This window comes from Blastococcus sp. SYSU DS0669, assembly GCF_054050895.1.
Window position 1 is genome coordinate 20,726 of record NZ_JBJHAE010000011.1, and the last position, 24,338, is coordinate 45,063.

Below are 24,338 nucleotides of genomic sequence, written 5' to 3' on the forward strand. Positions count from 1 at the left end.
GAGATGACGATCAGCTCGGCCAGCCCGGCCTTCACCGGCCGCGACCCGGAGAACCGGCTGTTCGGCCCGCTGCCCGACGTCACGGCGGAGGCCGGCTACGAGGAGGAGCACCCCAAGCGGGTGGGCTTCTTCACCGACACCTCGGTCTGCATCGGCTGCAAGGCGTGCGAGGTGGCGTGCAAGGAGTGGAACACCCTCCCGATGGACGACTCCCACGGCGTCCGCGACGCCCTGGGCCTCTCCGGCATGTCGTACGACAACACCGGGCAGCTGGGCGCGAACTCCTGGCGGCACGTGGCGTTCATCGAGCAGAGCCGCGCCGTCGACCTGCCGATGCCCACGTTCGGCCGGCCCGGCGACGACCGCGCCGGCAGCGGCCCGTCCCCGGCGGTGGCCGGAGACGACGTCAGCCTGGCCAACGCCCAGCAGAGCGTGCTCAACGCTGAGGCCCTGAGCGAGTTCGACCCGCAGACCGGGCAGTCGGGCGCGGACAAGCAGATCCGCTGGCTGATGAGCTCCGACGTCTGCAAGCACTGCACGCACGCCGGCTGCCTCGACGTCTGCCCCACCGGGGCGCTGTTCCGCACCGAGTACGGCACGGTGGTCGTGCAGGGCGACATCTGCAACGGCTGCGGCTATTGCGTGGCGGCGTGCCCCTACGGCGTCATCGACCAGCGCAAGGACGACGGCCGCGTCTTCAAGTGCACGATGTGCTACGACCGGCTCACCGACGGGCTCCAGCCGGCGTGCGCCACGGCGTGCCCGACGCAGTCCATCCAGTTCGGCGACCTCGACGAGCTGCAGGAGCGCGCCGACGCCCGGCTGGCGACGCTGAAGTCGCAGGGCGTGGAGACGGCGCGGCTGTACGGGCGGGACGAGAACGACGGCGTCGGCGGCGACGGGGCGTTCTTCCTGCTGCTCGACGAGCCCGAGGTCTACGGCCTGCCGCCGGACCCGGTCGTGACCACGCGGGACCTGCCGGCGATGTGGAAGGCGGCCGGCAAGGCCGCGGTGATGATGGTCGGGGTCGCGGTCACCGCCGTCCTCGGCTCGCGGAGGCGCTGACATGACCGGCGGTATCACCAGCCCCGGCGCCGGGTGGCGCCAGGCCGACCGCGGCCCGGCGGTGCAGCAGCGCACCGGCAGCAAGCGACGCCGGAAGCACGGCCGCGGCCGCCACCGCGGCGAGGTCGCGATGGTGGACGACGTCGAGTTCACCTCGTACTACGGCCGGCAGATCGTGAAGACGCCGGTGTGGAAGTCGCCGGACGTGCCGCTCTACCTGTTCCTGGGCGGGGCGGCCGGCTCCTCGGCGATCCTCGGCGCGCTCGCCGACCTCACCGACCGGCCCACGCTGACCCGGGTGTCGCGGCTGACCGCCGGGGCCGGGTCGATGGCGTCGGTGGTCTTCCTCATCCACGACCTCGGCCGCCCGGAGCGCTTCCTGCACATGCTGCGGGTGTTCAAGCCGACCTCGCCGCTGTCGGTCGGCTCCTACATCCTGGCGCCGTTCAGCGCGGCGGCCGCGGCGACGGCGGCGGTGGAGCTGCTCGGCTGGTTCCCGCGGCTCAAGCGCTTCGGCGGCGTGGTGGGCGCGATCTTCGGCGGCCCGCTCGCGACCTACACCGGGGTGCTGCTGGCCAACACCGCGGTGCCGTCGTGGCACGCGGCGTACACCCAGCTGCCCTACGTCTTCGGTGGTTCCGCGATGGCGGCCGGGGGTGGCATCACGATGATGTTCACGCCGGTCGAGGAGGCCGGGCCCGCGCGGAAGATGGCGATCGCCGGCGCGGCGATCGAACTGGCCGCGATGCACAAGGTGGAGAACGACCACGGGATCCTGAGCGAGCCGTTCCACGAGGGCCGGCCCGGCACCCTCATGCGCGCGGCGCAGGCGTGCACCGCGGCGGGCGCCACCCTGACGGCGGTGGCCGGGCGGCGGCGTTGGGGCGCGGTCGCCTCGGGGACGCTGCTGGCGGCCGGGTCGCTGCTCACCCGCTTCGGCGTCTTCGAGGCCGGTATCGCCAGCACCAAGGACCCGAAGTACGTGGTCGTCCCGCAGAAGCAGCGGCTGGCGGCACGGCAGCAGGAGCACGCCGACACGACGACGCGCTGACCCGGCGGCGGCTTCCGCAGCGCCGGCGGGCCGCCGGGTCAGCGCAGGGCGGCGCGGCCAGGCAGACGCACGACCGGGGGAGTCGCGCGGCTCGGTGACCACGGGCACACCTCGGTCCGCGTACCTTCCTGGCCATGTCGGGGACTGATCAGGCCGCGAGCCGGACCACGCCGCGGCCGCCCGGCGGCCTGCTGCGCTTCCGCAGCGACATCCAGGGGCTGCGCGCCGTGGCGGTGGGGCTCGTCGTCGCCGACCACGTCTTCGGCTGGCCGCACGGCGGCTTCATCGGCGTCGACGTCTTCTTCGTGATCTCCGGGTACCTGATCACCGCACTGCTCCTCCGGGAGCTCGCGTCGACGGGCACCGTCTCCTTCCGCGACTTCTACCTGCGCCGCGCCAAGCGGATCCTGCCCGCGGCCATGGCCGTGCTCGTGGTGACCGTCGTCGTCGGGTACCTGCTGTGGTTCCTGCCGCGGGCCAACCAGACCGCGGTGGACGCGCTGGCCGCGGCGCTGTTCGTCGAGAACTGGCACCTGGTGGCCGTCGGGGCGGACTACCTGCAGGCGCAGGGGCCGCCGTCGCCGGTGCAGCACTACTGGTCGCTCTCGATCGAGGAGCAGTTCTACGCGCTCTGGCCGCTGCTCCTGCTCGTCGCCTACGGCCTCTTCGGCCTCCGCCGCCGGCCGGGCCGGCTGGTCTGGATCCTCTGCGTCGGGATCGCGATCTCGCTGGCGTGGGCGGCCTACCGGACGGCCACCGCCCCGACGGCCGCGTACTTCGACACCCTCGCGCGCGCCTCGGAACTGCTGATCGGGGGGCTCGTCGCCGTCGTCGGGGGCCCGGCGGTCGTCGCCGACCGGTTCCGCGCGGGGCTCTCCGTCGGTGGGCTCGCGGTCATCTTCGGCTCCGCGGTGGTGATCTCGCCGTCCTCGGCGTTCCCGTTCCCGTGGGTGCTCGCGCCCGTGCTCGGGACGGCGATGGTGCTGCTGGCCGACCCGCCGCGGTCGGCGGCCACCGTCCTGCTGACCAACCCGGTCTCGCAGCGCCTGGGCCAGTGGTCGTACTCGATCTACCTGTGGCACTTCCCGGTCGTGGTGTTCGGGGTGGACATCCTCGGCAGCTCCGTCCCGGTGCAGGTGGCTCTCCTGGCGCTCACGCTGGCCCTCTCCGCGGCCTCCTACCGGTGGATCGAGCGGCCCGTCCTGGCGATGCGCCCCGCCTTCCGCCCGACCTCCGGGTGGTCCAGGCCCCGCCGCCCCGGGTACCTGCTGCCGGTCGGCGTCGCCGGGGTGCTGCTCGTGGTGGGTGCGGCGCAGTTCTGGGGGCCGGCGTGGCTGCGTGGCAGCGACACCGTCAGCGCTGGTCCGGCGGCCTCCACCACGGGGGAGCGGCCGAGCGCGGACCGGCTCGCGGAGCAGGTCGAGGCGGCGCTGGCCGCGGACTCCTGGCCGGACGACCTCACGCCTTCCCTGGACGGGCTCGGGCCCGCGCAGCAGGCGGAGGAGATGGGCACCGAGGCGCCGGGGTGCCGGAACACGGTGACGGCGGGAGGGGAGCCACTGGTCTGCCAGGACGGGCCGGCGGACGCGCCCAACACGGCGCTCCTGGTCGGTGACTCGGTGGCGATGAGCTGGGGGCCCACGGTCGACGCCATGTTCTCGGGCGACGACTGGCAGGTGCTCGGGCTGGGCTTCGCCTCCTGCCCGCTCGTCGACGTCGCCGCGGCGCCGCCGGCCGAGCCGCCCGGCTTCCCGGAGGACTGCGCGGCCGCGCGGGAGCGCACGCTCGAGTTCATCGAGGAGACCGCCCCCGACGTGCTGGTCATGTCGGCCGGGCAGGGGTACTTCGGCAACTTCGTCAGCGGCGCCACCGGCGACGACGCGATCGAGGAGTGGCAGCGCGGCCTGGAGTCGACCCTCGAAGCGGTGACGCCGCTCGTGGACTCCGTGGTGGTCCTCGGCAACCCGCCGCTGGGCGCCGACCCCCGCGCGTGCGGGGGACGCCTGAGCGGCCCGCAGGACTGCGTCCGGTCGATCAGCCGCGGCTTCCTGGACAAGACCGAGGCCGAGCGGGCCGCGGTGGAGACGCTCCAGGAGGCCGGGGCCGACGTCACGTACGTGGACACCCGGGAGCTGTTCTGCGCGGACGGCCGCTGCCCCGCCTTCGCCGGCTCCGTGCTGCTGCGCACGGACGAGACCCACCTGACCGCGGCCGCCGCGGACATGGTCGCGGCCGCCGTGCGGGAGATGGTCCCGGAGAGGGTCACCTCCTGAGCGCGGGCCCGCCCGCCCGCCCCGCCGGAGGCTGAAAGCCGTTCCGGGTGGTCGCTCTCTGCCCACTCAGGCGGGGCAGAGAGCGACTGGCCGGGGAGCGCCTCCTGCCCTGCTCAGACCCGGGCGACTCCCCAGCGAGCTCGCCACGCCGGGAGACGGGCCGCCCGGTCGTGGCCGGCAGCCCGCCCGCCGGCCAGGGGCCGCGGCGGGCCTACCCGAGGGGCGTGGTCTCGCGGCGGGCCGTCGGCGGCCGCCAGCCGGTGTTGTCGCGACGGGGTGCCTCCACGAGCTCGGGCTCGGCCGAGTCGACCAGAGCCCCGCGGCTCGGCGCGAGGTCGGCCGGGTCGAGGGTGATGGAGCCGAACCGCCCGTGGACCAGCGCCGGCACCAGATCCGGGCGTGCCCGGGCCATCTGCTCCTCCGCCGCCTCCGCGACGAGGACGCACGGGGTGCTGGCGGGGGAGCCCAGATAGGGCTGCGACGCCGCCCCCGGCATCGGCTGCCAGGGCACGCCCATCGCGCGCAGCAGCCGGCGGACCCGGTCATCGACGATGGTGACGAGTCCCGGGGCACCGCAGTTGCGCGCGTACCGCCAGAGGCCGTGGCAGAGCGCCACGCTGAGCTCGGCACCGGCCGCGCCGGCTCGGTACCGCGGGTCGACCACCAGGCTGCCCACATCCCACACCTCCTCGGGGGCGAGACCGACGGTGCCGAGGCTGTCGGCCACGGGCAGGTGCCACGGGTCGCCGGCGACGTCGAGCAGGGTCTTCACCGGGCTCCCGGCGTCGGCGACGATCAGCCGGGCGGTGCCCAGCGCGACGCCGCTGACGTCGTCGACCACCGCGACGAACCGCGACCGCGCCTCGTACGGGCCGTACTCCTCGTCCAGGAGCTCCGGCGTGTTGCCGAAGGCCTGGAGGAAGACGGCGGCCTCGACCTGACGGGCGGCCTCCCGCTCAGCCGGGGACTGCGCCACCAGCAGCCGGAGCCCCATGTCAGAAGCCCTTCGCGACGACGGTGCGCGCGTCGAAGAAGTCGGCGGTGAAGGCGACGGCGGTGTCGGGGTCGAACGCCTTGCAGGTGTAGATGTCCACCGAGAAGAACAGCCGTGGCTGCTCCCAGGCGTAGAAGTGCGCCCCGGAGGTCTCCCAGTGGATCCAGCCTGCCCAGCCGTAGAGGTCGGAGCGGTGCGTCACGGGCTCGAGGAGCTGCACCATGTCCACCTCGCGGGACAGCGCCGAGAGGTAGGTCCGGATCTGCGCGTCGTCGACGGGCGCGGCCGGGCAGCCCTCGATCACCAGTCGCTGGCGAAGGATCTCCGGGGCGAGCTCCCGCCAGGCGAGTGGATGAGAGACCAGGTCAGAGGCAGGGGAGGACGGCGTCACCCGCTCATAGTCCACACCCGGTAGCGCACGGTGTTCACCCAGGTCGGCGTGTCGCCTGGTCGTGCGTCCCCCGTAGGGCGTCGTCCTGACCCTCGGAGTCAGCGGGCGGTCGGCCCCCGCTGCAGCTGGGGGATCAGCGTCGCGTCGACGAGCCCGGAATCGGAGGCGGTCAGCCAGCGCAGGAAGTCCTCGACCGGCATGGGGCGGGCGATGGCGTAGCCCTGGGCGACGTCGCACCCCAGCCGGGCGAGGGCCGCGCTCGTCGCGAGGGTCTCGACCCCTTCGGCGACCAGGTTCAGGCCGAGGGCGTGGGCGAGCGCGACGGTGCTCTGCACGATCGCGGCCGCCCGGGGGTCGCGGTCGACGTCGGCGGTCAGGCTGCGATCGAGCTTGAGCTCGTCGGCCGGCAGGTGGCGCAGGTGGGCCAGCGAGCTGTAGCCGGTGCCGTAGTCGTCGATCGACGTGCGCACGCCGGAGCGGCGCAGGTCGGCGAGGACCGTGCGGCCGCGCTCGGGGTCGGCCATGAGCGTGTCCTCGACGAGCTCGAGGGTGAGCGCCCGCGGGGGCAGGCCGTGCCGGTGCAGCGCGGCGGCGACCTTGCCGGCGAGGTCGAGGTCGGTGACGTTGGCCGCCGAGAGGTTGACCGACACGGGGATCTCGCGGTCGGGCCACCACCGGGCGGCCGCCTCGAGCGCGAGCTCCAGCACCCGGTCGGTCAGGGGTCGCAGGAGGCCCGCCTGCTCGGCCGCCGGCAGCAGCGCGGCGGGGGAGAGCAGCCCGCGGGTCGGGTGCTCCCACCGGACCAGCGCCTCGGCGCCCACGATGCTGCCGTCGTGCATGTCCATCTGGGGCTGGAGGAAGACCCGCAGCTCGTCGCCGGCCAGCGCCGTCCGCAGCTCCTCCATCGTGCGCAGCCGGTCGCTGCCCGCGGTGCCGGTGACGGGGTCGGGCACGTAGACGTGCACCCCCTCGCGGGCGCGCTTGGCGCTGTACATGGCGACGTCGGCGCAGTGGAGCAGCTCCTCGACGGACGCCGCCGGGGCCGGCGCGGTGGCGACGCCGATGCTCACGCCGACGTGCAGCCGGACGTCGGCGACCGTGAAGGGCGCCAGCAGCAGGTCGCGCAGCCGCTCGGCCAGGGCGCGCGCGTCGGCGAGGTCCGCGGCCGGCATCAGGACGGCGAACTCGTCTCCGCCGAGCCGGGCCAGGACGTCGCCGGAGCGGAGGGAGCGGCGCAGCCGCGGGCCGATCTGGCGGAGCAGGTCGTCACCGGCGGTGTGGCCGAGGCTGTCGTTGATCTCCTTGAAGCCGTCGAGGTCCAGCAGCAGCAGGGCTGCGGGCTGGGCGGGCGTCGCCACGGTGATGACCCGCTGGGTCTGCTCCAGGAGCGCGCGGCGGTTGGCGAGCCCGGTGAGCTCGTCGGTCCGCGACTCCAGCTTGATCTGGTTGTACCCGCGCACCTCCCGGAAGGTGACGGCGATGCGGAGAACTCCGGCCAGCACGCAGCCGATGGCCAGCCACCCGGCGATGTCGGGCACGGGCTGCGACCAGGGGCTGAGCACGAGGAGGCTGGCGAACAGGCAGGCGAGGGGCACCGCCAGCAGCCGCCATCCGATGCGGGAACCGGTGGACCTGGCCGGGGGCGGCTGCTCGACCGCGCCCGCCGCGGCGGCGGCCGTCAGCACGATGCCGGCCAGCCAGCCGAGCTCCAGCGGGCCCCCGTCGACGTAGGTGCCCCGCACCTTGAGGGCGAACAGGACGAGGTCCGAGACGCAGATCAGAGCCAGCCCCGAGCCCAGCAGCACGAAGGTGCGGTCCAGGCGCACGCCGAGGATGGCGCCGATGGCCATCAGAACCGCGATGAGCAGGACGGTCGTTATCGGCGCGACCAGGTCGACGGCGGCCACCGGCGTCTCGCCGGGGTCGGTCAGGAGGTAGGGGCCCACCAGGAAGGCGACCCCCGCGGAGAGGCTGCCCAGCGCCGCCACCACGCCGTCCAGCCACATGCTCGGGTGGAAGTGGGGTACCCGGGCGCGGATCAGCACGACGAGGGGCACGTACACGAGCAGGTAGGCCGTGAACGAGACCACGTGGGACAGGGCGGAGGACGGCTCGTTGCCCTGCAGGCCGGCGGAGAGCACCCGCAGCGCGTTGCCGAACGCACCGAGGGTGAGCGCGACAGCGAGCGCACCCCAGAGCATGCGCTCGCTGCGCACGCGCCGTGCCGCGACCACGCAGGCGGCCGCGGCGGCGAGGTAGGGCAGGTTGTAGAGGACGACGTCGTAGGCGCGGTCCCAGGTGGCGCCGGCGGGACGCGGTCCGATGCCGGTGGCGAAGAGCGCGACCAGTCCGACGGTCAGGAGGAACAGGGAGCTGGGACGACGAGGCACGGCCCTCTCCTGATCTCGCTGGTCCATGGATCAGGACATCGGCGGCGGATCGGCTCCGCTGGACCCGTGCGCGCCCCGGCTCACCCGGAAGGGGCAGTCGCGCCGGCGGCCGGTGCCGGAGGGCGCACCCGGTCACGAGTCGTCGTCGGACTGCCGATGACACTCGCATGGACCGTGGGAACGGAGCAGGGCAGTCGCTGCGGGTGGCACCGGAGCTCGCGCCGACGGACGACACCTTGGTCCGCCGCAGTGCCGAGGCGGTGGCATACGGCCGCCATGCCGCGCCGCCGTCGGCCTACGGTCCGGCCGACGTCCACCGGCTGCTCCCCGTGCCGGCCGGTGGTCCGGCGGTGGCCCGAGCGGACGACGAGGTCGCTCCGATGCCGGCCGACCGTCCGGTGCAGGTCCACGCCGACCAAGACGGGTCTGCGGACACGGGGACGTCGAGGGCCACCGGCTTCCTGGCCCGCCTGCGCCTGCTCCCCAGGGCGGCGTAGCACCGACGGTCGCCGCACCGACCGCGGCTGCGGCGTCGTCGTCCGAGCCCCCCGCGCCACCCGATGGGCGGCGCCCCACCGGTACGCACGCGCACGTGGTGGGCCGGGTCTCGAGTGGCCCCGCGGATCCACGGTGCCCGGCTGACGCCGCCGACGTGCACCCATCGTCGAGGCCGCCCGCCCACCCCGGTCGCCGCATGGCGGCCTCACCAGGGCTTTTCCTCAGCACCGGCGACGCCAGTCGGGCAGTCGGCGACTCCCGAGTGTGACGAATCGCGGCGCGCCATAAAGTAGCACGCAATATGTGATGGTCATCACTGTCCAACCGGGCGTCGACGGTGGATCTTTCAACTACCGAGCTCGGTGCTCGGGGCTCAACGCTGAGCCGGGCAGGCGAAGAACCGTCGGCGATCAAGTGGTCGCCTCAGCCGACGGGAAGCCAGTGGCGAACCCAGGCCCTCCACGTCTCCACGTCAGAGGTAGTCCTGTCATGCCCTCAGCCCTGTCCCGCGCCCGGGACCTCGCCGCCACGCCTGCTCGCCGGCCGCTCGCCCGATGAGTCGCCGCGAACGAGCCGTCTGGTACGGCTCCGTCGTCTTCGGCGTCCTCGCGCTGGCGCTGTTCGCCCGCTTCTGGTTCGACCCCGACCGGCTGGCCGATGCGTCGCCGGAGACGCCCCGCTGGCTGGCGGTCGGCCTCTTCGTGCTGCTGACCCTGGTCGTGTGGCACCGGATCTTCATGGACGGGCTGGGCCACGTGCTGGCGCGGCGGATGCCTGTGTACGTGGCCCCGCCGTCTCCTGAGCCCGGCCTGCGGGTCGCCTTCATCACCACGTTCGTGCCCGGCAGCGAGCCGCTGTCGATGCTCGCCCGGACGCTCGAGGCCATGGTGGCGGCCGAGTACCCGCACGACACGTGGGTGCTCGACGAGGGGAACGACCAGGGCGCGCGGGAGCTGTGCCGCCAGATGGGGGTCCGGCACTTCAGCCGTCACGGTGTGGAGCGGTGGAACCAGCCGGAGGGCCGCTTCGCCGCGCGGACGAAGGGCGGCAACCACAACGCCTGGTACGAGGCGCACGGCCACCGCTACGACGTCGTGGCGCAGATCGACACGGACTTCGTCGCCACGCCCGATTTCCTCACCGCGACGCTCGGGTACTTCCGCGACGCCCGGACCGGCTGGGTGGTCACCCCGCAGATCTACGGCAACACCGGCACGCTCGTGTCCCGGGGGGCAGCGCAGCAGCAGTACACGTTCTACGGGCCGCTCCTCCGGTCGATGAGCGCCCGTGGCATGGCCATGATGCTGGGCGCCAACCACGTCGTCCGCGTCGCGGCGCTGGAGTCCGTGGGCTGGTACGAGGGTCACATCACCGAGGACCTCGCCACGGGCATCAAGCTGCACGCCGAGGGCTGGCGCAGCCACTACGTGCCCCGCGCCCTGGCCATCGGCGAGGGGCCGGGAACGTGGCTGGCGTACTTCAACCAGCAGGCCCGGTGGGCCTACGGCTGCTTCGCGCTGCTGCTCCAGGTGACCCCGCGCCGGCTCCGGGCCCTCGGCGTGCGCCGCGGTGGCCTGTACCTGTGGCTGCAGCAGAACTACTTCAGCGGCGTCGCCTTCGTGCTCGGCGCGGCCCTCATCGCCTTCTACTTCGCGACCGGCATCGCGCCGGCGGCGATCTCCCTGCTCCCGCTCGTGGTGGCCTACGGGCCCTACCTCGTCTGGCGGCAGCTGCACACCTTCTGGATGCAGCGGTTCAACGTGCGGCCGGAGCAGGAGAGCGGCTGGCAGTGGCCGGGGCGGCTGGTCGGCACGGTGGTGCAGCCGGTCTACGCGCTCGCGTTCGCCTACGTGCTCGTCGGCCGGCGGCTCAGCTTCAAGGTCACGCCCAAGGGCATCGGCTCCGAGCGGGTGACGCCCCTGCCGGTCTTCCGGCAGCACCTGGTGATGGCTGCGCTCATGGCCACGGCAATCGTGTGCGGTCTCATGCTGGGGCGCACGGGGTGGCCGATGCTGGCCTGGGCGACGGTCATCGTCGCGGCGATGGTGGTGGTGCCTCTCCTGGAGATGCCCACCCGCGTGGCCGCGCTGGCGGAACGCCGCACGGCGGCCGCAGTGGCCGGCAGGCACCGGGCCTTGGCGGGCCGGGGCGAGGTGGCCGTCGCCGGGGCGGGCCTCCCCCGTCAGGAAAGCCTGAACCACGTCGCCGTCCTGCCGCCGCGGGATGCGGAGCACGACGCGCGCCCGGTGCTTCAGCCGGTTGCCGAGCCGGCTCGGGCGGGCGCGAGAGCTCAGTCCGGGGCGTAGACCCGCACCCAGTCGACCAGCATGGTCGCGGTACGTGGCGTGGAGGCGTCAGGGGGGCCGGGGAGCCGGCCCCCCACCGCGACGTTCAGCAGCACGTACTGGGGGCTGTCGAACGGCCACGTGCCGCCGTCGGGCACGTCCGCCCGGCTCGCGGTACCGGTCGTCCGGCCATCGATGGAGAACGTGATCCGGTCGGCGGACCAGTCGGCTCCGTAGACGTGGAACTCCTCCGACAGCGGCTCGTCGACCGGGGTGACGACGCTCTGCATCCAGTTGGTGCCGTCGGGCCGCGGTCCGTGGACCGTCTGGAGCGCCTCGGTGGCCGGGCCGATCGACTCGATGAGGTCGATCTCCCCGCAGGCCGGCCAGCCGACGCGCTGGATGTCCTGGCCGAGTGTCCAGGCCGCCGGCCAGATGCCGTTGCCGGACGGCACCTTGGCCCGCACCTCGATGCGGCCGTGGTGGAACGTCCGGGCGCCGAAGGTGGTCACGCGGGCGGAGGTCCAGAGCGGATCGTCGGCGGGGCCGGTGGCGCGCGCGGTGATCGCGAGGTTGCCCTCGCCGTCGAGCGCCAGGTTCGCGCGCTCGGCGGTGTACGTCTGGAGCTCCTCGTTCCCCCAGCCGCCGCCCCCGAGCTCCGGCGACCACACGTCCGGGTCGGGCGGGCTGCCCGCCGGGCCGTCGAACTCCTCGGCCCACAACAGGGCACGGTCGTCCGACCGGTCGGCGCCGCAACCGGCGAGCCCCGCCACCAGGGCGAGGCTTCCGGCGGTCGCCACCAGCCGTGTCGTCATGCGCACGGAGTCCATCGTCCCAGCCCGCGGGCGGCGCCTGCGCGCGCTCGAGCAGCGCCGCCCCTTGGGCCGGGCGATGCGCGGCCTGCGCTCAGACGAGTCCGCTGTCGATCGACTGCTGCCACGCCATCTCGTCGATGACGGCGCGCTTCTCGACGTCATCGAAGCGCATCTTCTTCCAGCGGCCGTCGGCGCCGTTGTTGGTGCTCCTGCGGTGCCACTCGCCCTTGCGGGTCAGGAACCAGGACCGGCCGTGGAAGTCGGGCCCCTCGAACGCCCAGCCGGTCAGGCGGGTGAGGCCGGTGCGCCGGCGCTCGGCCTCGCGTGCGTAGGGAAGCAGGTAGAGGCAGACGTCGGTCAACTGCGCCGCGGAGAGCCGACGAAGCTGGTGGACCGCCGAGCGCACCTCCTGCTCGGTGCGCCGCTCGTCGCGGGCGTAGAGCAGCCAGACGGCGTCCTCGTCGGCGAGCTCGAGCAGGGTGGTGCGCTGCCGCAGCCGCTCGGCCTCCGCGGCGGCTGCCTCCTCCTCGCGGCGCTTCTCCTCGGCGGCCGCGGCGGCGCGGGCGCGAAGCCGGGCGTTGGCCAGGTCGCGGTCGCACACCCGCCAGCCCTGCCAGAGGTCGGAGTGGGCGGCGCAGACGGCTCGGGTGCACTCGGTGCACTCACCGATCGCGGGCTCGCCGCAGCGGCAGGTGGCCGCGTCGTCGTCGCGGGTCTGGATGTAGACGGTGCCGCAGCGACGAGTCTCCGCCTGTGACGAAACTGCCGGGACGTCCCCGTCGGCGGGAGCGCCGACGAGTTGGTCGACACGGACGTCGGCGTCGCACCGCCAGTAGCCGGTCAGGATCTGCGTGCGCGTGGCCGTCGCCCCACACGAGGGACAGGGCATACGGCCAGGCTAGAAGCGCGACCCGCCCCGAGCCGGGACCCTAGTGGCGTTGGAGTCTCCGCCGGCACCCTTGTCACATGTGCCACACTCAAGCCCTCCGGGTCGCTTTTCGTGGGGTTGTCGCGCCTACTTGTGCATCGACACGCTGCGCTGCATCGGCCGCGGGGATCAGGCCGCGGACAGCATGAGCGGATGGACGATTTCAGCGAGAGCATCGTCGCCTGACTGCAAATACACTTTGCTCCCCTCCATGTTCGCGGCCCCGGGGGCGGGGATGCACTTTGCTACCGAGCGGGGATGCACTTTGCTACCGAGTAAGGGCGGCGCAACTGCCCCTCCGCGTGGGCGTAGTCATCGTCCGAGACTCCGAAGGGGCGCGGTGGTGACTCTCGTTCTTGGAGTCCAACGGATTCGGGCCGGGCCTGGGCCGCATGGCGTCCGCTAACCCATCGCTGGTGCGGCCTCGTCAAGGGGGCCGGGCGCAGTGGGCGCCGTCGACTCATCGATGGTCGAGGGCCGGCGGCGCGGGGCGGCCGAGCTTGCCGCCAGATCCGGGGTCGGCTCAGGGGGCCGAGTCGTAGCCGCACTGCTGCATGCTGTCCGACCTCCGCGAGTACCCCATCGGGCGGTGACTTCACCGACCGAAACGTGTCAGCGCGGGACGTCGGGAAGCGCCTCGTCGGCGAACTCGCCGGCGTTGTGCCCCAGCGAGTCGCTGCGCAGGTAGCCCCACATCCGCTCGGACGCGTTGCCGTCGAGGTAGACGACGCTGGCCGCCCCCTCCGTGCCGGTGCCCAGCACCGGGGCGGTGAAGTAATCGATGTCGCCCGGCGTCACGCCCCGCATCGAGTACGCCATGCTCACCAGGTCAGCGTTGCTCAGGGTGTCATCCACGCTCACGGCGCTCGTGATGGCGAGCATGGCCGCGTCGAGCTTCGGCGGGCTGGTGAAGGTCTCGGAGCTGAACAGCTTGTCGAACATGGCCCGCAGGTACTGCTGCTGCCGCTTCACCCGGTCGAAGTCCCCGCCGGGCAGGCCGTAGCGCTGCCCGAGGTACCAGCGAGCCTGGTCTCCGTTCAGGTGGTTCATCCCGGCCTCGAAGGTGTACGGGCCGTTCTGCGTGGTCTCGGCGACCACGACGTCCACGCCGCCGAGGTCGTCGGTCACCTGGATCAGGCCCTCGAAGTCGATGGCGACGTAGTGGTCGATGCGCACCTGGGTCAGTTGCTCGACGGTCTGCACGAGCAGCGACGGCCCGCCGAAGGCGTAGCTGGCATTGATCTTGTTCATGCCGTGGCCGGGGATCTCCACCCACGAGTCGCGGGGGATGGAGATCAGCTGGGCGTGCTTCCGGTCCGCCGAGAGGCGGGCGAGCATGATCGCGTCCGACCGACCACCGGGGTCGGCGCCGTCCGCGGCCGCCACGCGGGTATCGGAGCCGACCAGCAGGAAGGTGATCGGGTCCTCGGCGGCGCTCTGCTGCGGGGTGGCCGGTGCGGGGCGCGCCTCCCCCTCCAGGTCGGCGAACACGTCGGAGACCCGGTCGATGTTGCCGGCCCACCGGTCAGCGAGGAACCAGAACCCGCCGCCCATGACCAGCCCGACCACCAGCGCCAGGATGCCGAGGCCAATGAGCACCCGCCGGAGGCCCCTCCGGCGGGGAGGATGCGGCTCGGCGCCGTCCGCGTGGTCGTCGCCGGAGATCAGAGGGAGGGGCGACGTGTCCCGCCCGCCCTGCTCCGGCGCGCCGTTCTCGTCGCTGCGCATTCCTCGGACCCCCGTCGTCGTCGAACCCGGCCGAGGGTACGGCGGCGTCACAGGGGCGTGGTCGGACCCTGCCCCGTGGGGGTGACCTCAGGCGCGGCCGTGGCTGCAACCGGACGACGTGCGACGGAGGCGGCCGCTCAGGCGGAGCGGTCGTACGGCTCGGCGGGGCGCGGAGGGCTTCCGGCCACGGCGCTGTGCCGGATCCGGCGGGGGTCGTCGTCCGGAGGAAGAGCCGGGCGGGGAAGCGGCGGATCGGTGAACAGCCCGCTGCCGATCTCCACGTGGCGGTCCCGGGCGGCCTGCGTCCGTTCGTCGGCCAGGCGGATGCTGCGTCCGATGACGAGAGCGACGGCCAGGGCGACGGCCACCCACACCACGATGAGGATCAGCACCCAACTCATGGGCTCTTCCTAGGTGTCGCCGACTGTCGCCGGATCCGACTGGGACGGTGCCGTTCCCCGTGGCTCAGCTACTGCCCTCGAAGGTACGTGCGCATGCCCTGAAGCGTGTTACGGCTTCGAGACAACATCGACCCCCAAACCTGGTGGAGCGCCTGGGCGGTCGTCGCGCCGAGCGACGGGGGCGTCGAATCCAGTGATTCTGCTCGGCACCGCGGCGGCGCTCGCGCGCCGGCGAGAGCGGGCGACGCGAGCGCACCAGTTCGGCGGAGAGCGGGAGCGGTACGGCTAGCGGGACGGGGTGTGGCCTGCGCCGCCGGTGCTCACCGGCAGCGAGCCGCCGCGCAGCCGCCGCTCCAGCGGCTTCTCGACGACGGTGAACAGCACGTAGGCGCTGGCGATCGACACGACCAGCGCCAGCACCGTCGCCCCCAGCGCGACCGCGAGGGTGGTCGGCATCAGCACGTAGTCCACCGCCCTGATCACCAGCTGGTGGGTCAGGTAGAAGGCGAACGACCACTCGCCGAGCTTCACCAGCACCGGGTGTCGGAAGATCGACGGTCGTCCGTCCAGGTCGGCCTGCGCCGCCGTCGCGATCGTGAGCGCGAAGGGGATGAACGGGATGGCCACCCAGATGAGGTACGCCGGGGCGTAGGCGGCGACGACGTAGGCGACGGCGACCAGCGCCAGCGAGCCGCCCAGCCCGATCCGCCGGATGCGGCGCCCCTCCTTGATCCACAGGGCGATCAGGATGCCGAGGCAGAACTCCCACAGGCGCTGCACCGGGAAGATGAAGATCGCCCAGTCGGCCACCGTCTCGCCGTGGGTGAGCGGCGCCAGCACGATCGGCGGCACGATCACCAGCACGCACAGCACCCCGGCCGCCCACCAGCGCGCCCGCTGCGAGAGCCGCAGGGCCTGCACGATGAGCAGCGGGAACATCGCGTAGAAGAACATCTCGCAGGAGATCGACCACGTGACGCCGTTGCCGGCCCAGTAGTACTCGTTGTCGGGGATCCACGCGTGCAGCCCGACGAACGACGGCGCCATGTGCCACAGGAGCTCCCCGGTCTCCTCCGGCCGGGCCAGCGCGTTCAGCGGGATGAACGCGATCACCGCCACCCAGTACGCCGGCGCGATACGGGCGAACCGGCGCCGGTAGAACGGGCCCGCCTTGTCACCCGGGCGGTGGGTCCACGTGAGCACGAAGCCGCTGAGGATGAAGAAGAAGCTCACCCCGGCCGCGCCCGGCTCGAGGAAGGGGTAGACCGCGTCCCCCACCGGCGTCGTCTCGAACGTCGCGATCGTGTGCGAGCCGAACACCAGCAGCGCGGCGATGAACCGGAGCCCGGTCAGCGAGTCCAGCCGGGCGGTCGGCCGGGCGGGGGTGGGCCCGGACGACGAGGCCCGGGGCCGGGCGGGGACCGCCGCCGGGCGCTCGCCCGCGCGCTGATCGGCCGAGCCGGCTGAGGTATCGCGGGACGTCGTGCCGGGACGCGGTGCCGACACCGCTAGCCCTCCCGAGGTGCACAGGGCACCTCGGGCTCGTCGATCGAACGCCCGGGGAAGATCATCACCTCCAACAGTAAGGCCTGCTCGCTCTCGCCGCTGTACGCCGGGGAACACGGGACGTGAACACCTCGTTCCCCGGTGCGTGGCGGTGACTCTGCGGTCACGGGCTCTCGATGAGTAACCTCGGGCACCCCGCCCGTGGTCACCCGGCGCGGGTTCGCACCGCGCGAGCCGGCCGCCGTCCGGGGCGCTGCGCCGCCCACCGCGCCGACCAGGACGAAGAGGGAACCGTTGTGACACGTGGACGCTGCTCGCTCCCGCTCGCCCTGGTGGTGACGGCGTCGCTGGTCCTGAGCGCCTGCGGTTCGAGCGGCCCCGACGAGAGCGAGGGCCAGGGCGAGGCCCCGCACGCCACCGCCGAACCGACGTCGACCCCGATCGAGAGCACGGCGATCCCGCGGTCCGACCTCGAGCCGGTGCCGACGACGGGAGACCGGTTCAACCCGTCGCGGTCGAGCGCGGCATCCCCCTCCGGCTCGGAGTCGCCCGACGAGACGCCGGAGCCCGTGCAGGTGTGGAGCTACGCCGACGGCGACCTCGACGACTGGAGCGAGGTCCAGGCCGCCCGGCCCGAGCAGGTACGCGTCGTCGACGAGCCGGTCCGCCCCGGCTACGAGTACTCCGCCGCCTTCTCCGCCCGCCCGGGCGATTTCACCTTCGGCGTCGACACCACCATCCGCGGGGAGGTGCGCTCGACCATCGAGGAGGCCGGCGCCCCCCGCGAGGGCGACGTGCAGTGGTACTCGTGGTCCACCTACTTCCCCGAGGACTTCTTCTGGGACGGCGGCGACGAGTTCCTCATCTACACGCAGTGGCACCAGACGGCCAACGAGGGCTCGCCCAACGTCGACCTCTGGGTGACCGACGGCCCCGATCCCGAGATCCGCCTCTCGCTGCGCGGCGGCCTGCTCGGCCAGGAGTCCGCGCAGTACGTCGCCACCTACGACCTGGGCCCGCTGGTGCTGGGGGAGTGGCTGGACCACACCGTCCGCATCGAGTGGTCCACCGACCCCGACAAGGGGAACGTCCAGGTGTGGATCGACGGCGAACGCCTGGTCAACGCCGTCGGGGCCACCCTGTTCGAGGGCCAGAGCATCTACTTCAAGCAGGGCATCTACGCGGCCAGCAACACCCGCCGCGAGCACACCGTCTACTTCTCCGACGCCCGCTGGGGCGAGTCGCGGGAGAGCGTCGCCCTCGAGCCCGCCGCGGACTGAGCTACTGCGCCGCCGACGCCGGCGAGCCCAGCGGGTTCTTGCCGGTCGGGGCGTTCCCCCGGGGGTCGACGGGTTCGACGTCCGGATCGTCGGGCGTCCCCTGCTCCGCCGGGGGCGTCTGCGGCACCACCCGGACGGCGACCAGCCAGCTCACCAGCGACATCGTCGCCGCGGCGATCACCAGCCCCGCCATCAGGCCGTTCCGGCCCCAGACGGCGGTGAGTGCGACGGGCAGGACCACCGCGATCGGCGCGACGGCGATGCGCACGCGCAGCGCGGCCGCGGTGTTGCGGGAGCCGCGCATCGCCAGCAGCGCCCCGTGGGTGACGCCGAAGAGCACCATCTGCGCGCTGACCGCGGCCACCAGCCAGCCCGAGCCCCACGACTCGCCGAACAGCGCCCGCCCCACGCTCTCCGGCAGCAGCACCAGCGCCGTCCCGTAGACGACCGCCACCCCGGCCAGCGCCAGCGACGCCATCCGGCCGATCCGCAGCGCCCGGCGCGCGTCGGCCTCCACCGCGCTCGCCACCATCGGCAGGCAGATGACGCTCGCCGCGGCGACGGTGATGTTCAGCGGCCCGTTGGCGACCTGGGCCGCCTTCAGCTGACCGAGCAGCGCCGTGCCGGCCACCAGCGGCAGCACGAAGATCGTCAGCTGCCCGGAGCCGGAGGAGAGCGCGAAGTCGCCCAGCAGCGGGCCGGACACCGGCCACATCGCCTTCAGCCGCGCCCGCAGCCGCACCGGCTCGCGCCGGATGCCGAAGGTCACCAGCCCGATGACGTCGGCCAGCAGCGCGCCGAGGATCCACAGCGCCAGGACGGCGGCCGTGCCGGCTATCGCCCCGGTGAGCGCCAGGACCGTCGCGACGACCATGACCACCAGCCACACGCCGTCCAGCAGCACGGCCCGGCCCGGCCGCTGCTCCAGGAAGCCGACGTACCGCAGCGCGTCCTGCAGCAGCAGGACCGGGAGGCCGAGGAAGAACACGGCCCAGGCCAGGTCCAGCGGCGTGGCCAGCAGCAGCAGCCCGACCGGGATGCCGAGCGCGCCGACCGCCGTCGCCGACACCGCCGCGACCAGGTGCACCGGCGCGCCCTTGAGCACGTTGCGCTGGGTGATGAGCAGCGGGTCCAGGACGGCGGCGCGCGTGCCGCCCAGCAGCAGCCAGTAGATGCTGTAGATCAGCGCGAACTCACCGAAGACGGCGGCGCTGACGCCGGTGGCGATCGCCACCGACAGCAGCATGTTGCTGGCGCTGGAGATCGCCTGGTCGGCGACGGTGAGGCCCCGGCTGACCAGCTTGCCCCCGCGCACGGCCCGGCCGACCCGTCGGATCACCATCGGCGGGTCGGCGGCACGGCAGGGGGAGTCGGCGGGACGGGGATCAGCCGGCCCGCCGGCCGAGCGCCCGGTAGCTCCAGCCGGCCGCGGTCCACGCCTCGCGGTCGAGCGCGTTGCGCCCGTCCAGGACGCGCTTCTGCTTGACGACCCGGCCGAACGCCACCGGGTCGAGCTCCCGGTACTGCTTCCACTCGGTGAGCACCAGGACGGCGTCGGCGCGCTCGGCGGCCTCCTCCGGGGTGGCGGCGTAGTCGAGCTGCGGCCACAGCCGCTGGCTGTTCTCCACCGCGGCCGGGTCGGTCACCCGCACGACGGCGCCCTGCAGCTGCAGCTGGGCGGCGACGTTGAGCGCCGGGGAGTCGCGGATGTCGTCGCTGTCGGGCTTGAACGCCGCCCCCAGGACCGCGACCCGCTTGCCCAGCAGCGAGCCGTCGCAGACCTCGCGGGCCAGCTCGACCATGCGGATGCGCCGGCGCATGTTGATGTTGTCGACCTCGCGCAGGAACGTGAGCGCCTGGTCGGCGCCCAGCTCACCGGCGCGGGCCATGAAGGCGCGGATGTCCTTGGGCAGGCAGCCGCCGCCGAAGCCGAGGCCGGCGTTGAGGAACTTGCGGCCGATCCGGTCGTCGTAGCCGATCGCGTCGGCGAGCAGCTTCACGTCGGCGCCGGTGGCCTCGCACAGCTCGGCCATGGCGTTGATGAAGGAGATCTTCGTGGCCAGGAACGAGTTCGCCGCCGTCTTCACCATCTCGGCGGTGGCGTAGTCGCTCTCGACCTTCGGGGTGCCGCGCTCGACGATCGTCGCGTACACCTCGTCGAGCAGCTTCCGCGCGGTGTCGCCGTCGGCACCGGCCGGAAGGCCGTAGACCAGCCGGTCGGGGTGCAGCGTGTCCTGGACGGCGAAGCCCTCGCGCAGGAACTCCGGGTTCCAGGCCAGCAGCGCGCCCGGCGCCTTGTCGGCGATCAGCTCGGCGAGCTGCGCGGCGGTGCCCACCGGCACCGTGGACTTGCCGACGACGAGCTCGCCGGGCGCGAGGACGTCGAGCAGCGACTCGACCGCGCCCTGCACGTAGCGCATGTCGGCGGCGTACTCGCCCCGCTTCTGCGGGGTGCCCACGCAGACGAAGTGGACGGTGGAGCCCGCGGCGTCGGCGAAGTCGGTGGAGAAGCGGAGCCGCCCGGTGCCCAGCGTGCGCTCCAGCAGCTCCTCGAAGCCCGGCTCGAAGAACGGTGCCTCGGCCTTCGACAGCGAGGCGATCTTCGCCTCGTCGACGTCGATGCCGACGACGTCGTGACCCAGCTCGGCCATCGACGCGGCGTGCACGGCTCCCAGGTATCCGCAGCCGATGACCGAGATCTTCACGCAGTGCTCCAGGTGGTCCGAGTGTGGGGTGGGACCGGCAGCCCGGTCCCGGGTCTCCCCGTCCGTCCGTGTGCAGGCCCCCGCCATGTTCGACCACGCGAGGGCCCGAACGCCAGCGGAGCCGCCACGGGAGGCGGAGAATCGTCCGTGCAGGTGGCGGAGCACCCGAACGGGTGTGACCGCCGTCGCTGCGCACCCGGGTGGATTGCGGGGGCGTGGCATTGTCGAGGGTCGGCCCGCGTGCAACGCTGCGCGGCGGACCGGGAGGAACCGTATCGGCCGGGGAGCGGAGGGGTCGAGGTGGGCGACGCGCTGACCAGGACCATGCCGCGCACCCTGGCCGTCTGCGTGCTGGTGGTCGCCGGCCTGACGTACGCCGCGGCCTACGAGCCGGTGCTCGTGCTCCTCGCGGTCGTCGGCGTCCCGGTGCTGGCGTGGGGCGTCCGCCACCCCAAGCGCTTCATCGCGGCCGCCGTCCTGGTCAGCCTGTTCGGCAAGACGGCGGCGCAGATCACCGGCAGCTCCGCGGTGGACCTGCTGGACGAGCTCGCGATCGCCGCCTCCGTGCTCGTGTGCGTCGGGCCCCGGCTGGTCCGAGGGCAGCCGATCCGGAGCTTCCCGGGCCTGGGCCTGTTCGCCCTCTACGGGGCGCTCGGCGTGGTCAGCGGGCTCGTGGCCGACGTGCCGCTGGTCGTCCTCGGCTCGGGGGCCGCGCTCGCCGGCAAGGGGATCCTGCTGGCCCTGGCCGTGGCCCAGCTGCAGTGGACCAGCGACGACGTGCGCCGCCTGGCCAAGGGCGGGGTCGGCGTCCTGCTCTTCATCATCGCCTGCTGCCTGGTCAACCTCGCCATCCCGCAGACCTGGCAGAGCACGGTCGGCAACATCGACCAGCTCAGCTTCCGCGCCGCCATCCCCTCGCTCATCGGCCCGTTCGTCGAGCCCGGCACGCTCGGGATCATGGCCGCGCTGGGCTTCCTCGGGGTCGTCGCGTGGAACACCACGATGGGCTCCACCCGCTTCACCTGGCTGCTCGCGGGCGGAATGGCCCTGGTCGCCGTCCTCTCCTTCCGGCGCAAGACCTGGCTGGGGATGATGGGCAGCTTCCTGTGGCTGAGCTCGCGGGCGGGGCGCCCCGGCGTCTTCGCGACGGCGGTCACCGTCGTCGTCGCCATCGTCATCCTGTTCTGGTCGACGCTGCTCAACGCGATCCAGGGGATCGTCGCCACCTACGTCGACCAGTCCGAGGGCACCGCGGCGCGCACCCTGATGACCCGCGACTCCTTCTTCGTCGCCCAGGACTACTTCCCGCTCGGGGCCGGATTCGGCCGCTTCGGCTCCGACACCGCCTCGGAGTTCTACAGCCCGCTCTACCTCGAGCGCGGCTACCAGTACGTGTGGGGCCTCTCCGAGCGCACGGGCAACGCGATGTTCCTCACCGACACCATGTGGCCGGCGGTGCTCGCCGAGAGCGGCTTCATCGGGATGCTCGCGTTCCTGGCGGCGCTCGTCGTCGTCTTCCGGCGGCTGAGCACGCTCTCGCGCGACAGCGAGCCCGCCGCCCGCTTCCTCGGCCTGACCGGCATCGCCTGGATCGTGCAGTACCTGCTCGAGTCCACCGGCAACCCGGTGTTTGTCTCCCCGCCGTCCTACATCCCGCTCTTCCTCCTGATCGGTCTGCTGGGATCGTTCGGTGCCCGGTCCGCCGACAGCGACGCAGGAGCCGACCGGCCCGCCGCCGACCCCGGCTCGGCCGACCGGCGGGGAGCGGGCCGCGTGGCCCGCGTCACCCGACCGGCGCCCGTCGGCTGACGCCGTCCACACCAACCGGCGAAAAGGCGCGCGCGGAGGCGGTTGCGCCGCCGCGCCCCATTACGCTTCGGTGGTGCCACCACGACGCGATCGAGCCGAACCGGCAGGTGAGAGGGTGGAGCTGTCCGCCGCGCTGAGCGGCAAGCGGGCGCTGCTGGTCGCCTCGACCGGTGGTCACCTCGCGCAGATCGTCCGCTGGGCCGAGCGGTTCGGCCTTCAGCCGGACTCGGTCTTCGCCACGTTCGACTCCGAGCAGAGCCGGTCGCTGCTGCGCGGCCGCCGCGTGGTGACCCTCGACTACGTCCCCCCGCGGGGCCTGGCTCCGGCGGTCCGCGCCGGCCTCCGGCTGCACCGGGAGGTGCGCCGCGAGCGCTTCGACGTCGTCCTGAGCACCGGGGCCGCCGTCGCGATCCCCGCGTACGCCATCGCGCAGCTGCGCCGCATCCCGTTCGTCTACATCGAGAGCGTCTCCCGCTTCGACGGCCCCTCCGCCACCGGCCGCATCCTCGAGCGGCTGCCGCGGGCGCAGCGCTACTGCCAGCACGCCGCCTGGGCCGACCGCCCCGGCTGGCAGCTCGGCCCCTCGCTGCTCGACGACTACACCGCTGTCCCCGCGACCGACCGCCCCGCCCGCAACGGCGACGGCCGCCGCATCTTCGTCAGCCTCGGCACGATCAAGCCGTTCCGCTTCGACGCCCTCGTCGACGCCGTCCGCGACCGGCTGCGCCCCGGCGACACCGTCACCTGGCAGCTGGGCGCCACGACCCGCGACGACCTGCCCGGCGACGTGAACCTGGAGCTCCGCTCCGAGGAGTTCGACCGGCTGGTGGCCGAGAGCGACGTCTTCGTCACCCACGCCGGCGTGGGGACGCTGCTCCGCGCCCTCGAGCTCGGCGTCCGGCCCGTCGTCGTCCCGCGGCTGGCCGAGCGCGGCGAGCACGTCGACGACCACCAGGTGCAGGTGGCCCGCGAGCTCGCCGAGCGCGACCTCGTCCTGCTGCGCGCCCCCGGCGACCTGACCTCCGACGAGCTCGACCCCTCCGGCGTGGTGATCCGCCGAGCCGGGGACACGCCGGCGTGAGCCGCCCCTCGCGACCCGCCCTGCGCGTCACGCAGATCGGCAACGCGTCGCAGGGGCGCGGTGGTGTCTCCTCCGTGGTGCGCACCATGAACACCTGGGCGGGGCCCGACCTGGAGATGCGGGAGTGGCCCTCCTACTGGCACGGCGACCGGCGGCGCACCCTCGCCACCTTCGCGCGCACGGCGCTGAAGGTGCTGACCGACCGGGTGGAGCCCACCGACGTGTGGCACTTCCACCTGACGCAGGAGGGCTCCTTCCTCCGCGAGGGGCTGCTGCTCGCCCTCGCCCGCCGGCGCGGGGTCTGCTGCACCGTCCTCGTGCACGGCTCGCAGTTCGTCGCGTTCGCCGAGGGCAACCGCCGGCTCGCCCGCCTGGTGCTGCGCCAGCCCGCGGTCGTCTTCGTCCTCACCGACCCCGCCGCGGAGGTGCTGCGCTCGCTCGGCATCGACGCCGTCCGGGTCGCCAACTCCGTGCCCATCGAGGAGGAGCCGGTGGGGTCGGGCCGCTCGGGCTTCGTCTTCGCCGGTGAGATCGGGCCGCGCAAGGGCGCCGACGTGCTCCTCGACGCGTGGTCGGCCGCCCGGCCCGACGGCCAGCAGCTCGTCCTCTTCGGCGACCTCGCCCCCCAGTTCCAGCTGCCGGAACCGCTGCCGCACGGAGTCGTGTTCGAGGGGCCGGTCTCCCCCGAGGCGGTGCGCGCCCGGCTGCGGACGGCGACCGCGCTCGTCCTGCCCAGCCGGGCGGAGGCGATGCCGATGATCATCCTCGAGTCGATGAGCCTGGCGACGCCGGTCATCGCCAGCGACGTCGGCCAGATCGCCGAGGTGGTCCACGACACCGGCATGGTGGTGCCCCCGGCCGACGCCGACGCCCTCGGGACGGCGATCCGCACGATGGCCGGCTCCCCGGAGCTGGCGCAGGGCCTCGGGCGCCGCGCGTGGGACCGTGTACGGGCGCGGCACTCCAACGCCGTCGTCCGGCGGGTGTTCGTCGAGCACTGGGACAGGTGTGTCGGTGCGACACGTACGGGTGAGGCTCCCCCCTCGGATCCGCCGGATATCTAGCCTGGACTGCTCAGCAACTGCTTGGGTCGGCTGGACGGCAGTGCTGAGCCCGGCTGCAACCCACGTCAGTGGGT

General features: G+C 73.3%; 18 protein-coding genes. 8 read left to right on the plus strand and 10 right to left on the minus strand.

The window, feature by feature from the left end:
• Positions 1 to 3: 3 nt before the first annotated feature.
• The 3 genes from ACI792_RS12605 to ACI792_RS12615 all read left to right on the plus strand — a co-directional run bounded on the left by ACI792_RS12605 (position 4) and on the right by ACI792_RS12615 (position 4,389).
• Positions 4 to 1,065: a 4Fe-4S dicluster domain-containing protein gene (locus tag ACI792_RS12605; protein ID WP_456602886.1), complete on the plus strand. Its 1,062-nt coding sequence runs from the start codon at positions 4 to 6 to the stop codon at positions 1,063 to 1,065.
• 1 nt (position 1,066) lies between these two features.
• Entirely contained in the window at positions 1,067 to 2,116 is a 1,050-nt protein-coding gene (gene nrfD / locus ACI792_RS12610; protein ID WP_456580074.1) for an NrfD/PsrC family molybdoenzyme membrane anchor subunit, read from the plus strand.
• Between the two features lie 134 nt (positions 2,117 to 2,250).
• Complete coding sequence (locus ACI792_RS12615) at positions 2,251 to 4,389, plus strand: acyltransferase family protein (protein WP_456602887.1); 2,139 nt, start codon at positions 2,251 to 2,253, stop codon at positions 4,387 to 4,389.
• 211 nt (positions 4,390 to 4,600) lie between these two features.
• Here the strand turns inward: ACI792_RS12615 and ACI792_RS12620 are convergent, their stop codons facing one another.
• The 3 genes from ACI792_RS12620 to ACI792_RS12630 all read right to left on the minus strand — a co-directional run bounded on the left by ACI792_RS12620 (position 4,601) and on the right by ACI792_RS12630 (position 8,164).
• Positions 4,601 to 5,383, minus strand: a complete 783-nt coding sequence (locus ACI792_RS12620) for a hypothetical protein (protein WP_456602888.1) — start codon at positions 5,381 to 5,383, stop codon at positions 4,601 to 4,603.
• 1 nt (position 5,384) lies between these two features.
• Positions 5,385 to 5,774 (minus strand): S-adenosylmethionine decarboxylase, encoded by a 390-nt coding sequence (locus ACI792_RS12625; RefSeq protein WP_456602889.1) that lies wholly within the window; start codon positions 5,772 to 5,774, stop codon positions 5,385 to 5,387.
• A 98-nt stretch (positions 5,775 to 5,872) separates the two neighbouring features.
• The gene (locus tag ACI792_RS12630; RefSeq protein WP_456602890.1) at positions 5,873 to 8,164 is read right to left on the minus strand and encodes a putative bifunctional diguanylate cyclase/phosphodiesterase; all 2,292 of its coding nucleotides are present in this window, start codon (positions 8,162 to 8,164) and stop codon (positions 5,873 to 5,875) included.
• Positions 8,165 to 9,216: 1,052 nt separating this feature from the next.
• On the opposite strand from ACI792_RS12630, the gene ACI792_RS12635 reads away from it, so the two are divergent.
• A complete protein-coding gene (locus ACI792_RS12635) occupies positions 9,217 to 10,968 on the plus strand; it encodes a glycosyltransferase family 2 protein (RefSeq protein ID WP_456602891.1) in 1,752 nt (583 codons plus the stop codon).
• Here the strand turns inward: ACI792_RS12635 and ACI792_RS12640 are convergent.
• The 5 genes from ACI792_RS12640 to ACI792_RS12660 form a co-directional block, all read right to left on the minus strand.
• Positions 10,953 to 11,762: a glycoside hydrolase family 16 protein gene (locus ACI792_RS12640; RefSeq protein ID WP_456602958.1), complete on the minus strand. Its 810-nt coding sequence runs from the start codon at positions 11,760 to 11,762 to the stop codon at positions 10,953 to 10,955. The genes ACI792_RS12635 and ACI792_RS12640 overlap by 16 nt on opposite strands.
• A 91-nt stretch (positions 11,763 to 11,853) precedes the next feature.
• Positions 11,854 to 12,651, minus strand: a complete 798-nt coding sequence (locus tag ACI792_RS12645; protein WP_456602892.1) for a hypothetical protein — start codon at positions 12,649 to 12,651, stop codon at positions 11,854 to 11,856.
• 651 nt (positions 12,652 to 13,302) lie between these two features.
• Entirely contained in the window at positions 13,303 to 14,289 is a 987-nt protein-coding gene (locus tag ACI792_RS12650; protein ID WP_456602893.1) for an LCP family protein, read from the minus strand.
• A 266-nt stretch (positions 14,290 to 14,555) separates the two neighbouring features.
• Entirely contained in the window at positions 14,556 to 14,819 is a 264-nt protein-coding gene (locus ACI792_RS12655) for a hypothetical protein (RefSeq protein ID WP_456602894.1), read from the minus strand.
• Positions 14,820 to 15,104: 285 nt separating this feature from the next.
• Positions 15,105 to 16,325: an acyltransferase family protein gene (locus tag ACI792_RS12660; protein ID WP_456602895.1), complete on the minus strand. Its 1,221-nt coding sequence runs from the start codon at positions 16,323 to 16,325 to the stop codon at positions 15,105 to 15,107.
• A 296-nt stretch (positions 16,326 to 16,621) separates the two neighbouring features.
• Here ACI792_RS12660 and ACI792_RS12665 point away from each other — a divergent pair, with 296 nt between their 5' ends.
• On the plus strand, positions 16,622 to 17,605 hold the full coding sequence (locus ACI792_RS12665; RefSeq protein ID WP_456602896.1) for a polysaccharide lyase: 984 nt from the start codon (positions 16,622 to 16,624) through the stop codon (positions 17,603 to 17,605).
• Between the two features lies 1 nt (position 17,606).
• Here ACI792_RS12665 and ACI792_RS12670 read toward each other — a convergent pair whose 3' ends face one another.
• The gene (locus ACI792_RS12670; RefSeq protein WP_456602897.1) at positions 17,607 to 18,947 is read right to left on the minus strand and encodes a hypothetical protein; all 1,341 of its coding nucleotides are present in this window, start codon (positions 18,945 to 18,947) and stop codon (positions 17,607 to 17,609) included.
• 43 nt (positions 18,948 to 18,990) lie between these two features.
• The gene (locus tag ACI792_RS12675; RefSeq protein ID WP_456602898.1) at positions 18,991 to 20,310 is read right to left on the minus strand and encodes a UDP-glucose dehydrogenase family protein; all 1,320 of its coding nucleotides are present in this window, start codon (positions 20,308 to 20,310) and stop codon (positions 18,991 to 18,993) included.
• Positions 20,311 to 20,610: 300 nt separating this feature from the next.
• Between ACI792_RS12675 and ACI792_RS12680 the strand changes: the two genes are divergently transcribed.
• From ACI792_RS12680 to ACI792_RS12690, 3 genes are all read left to right on the plus strand, one after another.
• Positions 20,611 to 22,119 (plus strand): hypothetical protein, encoded by a 1,509-nt coding sequence (locus ACI792_RS12680; protein WP_456602899.1) that lies wholly within the window; start codon positions 20,611 to 20,613, stop codon positions 22,117 to 22,119.
• A gap of 115 nt (positions 22,120 to 22,234) precedes the next feature.
• Positions 22,235 to 23,200 (plus strand): glycosyltransferase, encoded by a 966-nt coding sequence (locus tag ACI792_RS12685; protein WP_456602900.1) that lies wholly within the window; start codon positions 22,235 to 22,237, stop codon positions 23,198 to 23,200.
• A complete protein-coding gene (locus tag ACI792_RS12690) occupies positions 23,197 to 24,264 on the plus strand; it encodes a glycosyltransferase family 4 protein (RefSeq protein ID WP_456602901.1) in 1,068 nt (355 codons plus the stop codon). The genes ACI792_RS12685 and ACI792_RS12690 overlap by 4 nt, the downstream gene beginning before the upstream one ends.
• The last annotated feature ends 74 nt before the right edge of the window (positions 24,265 to 24,338 follow it).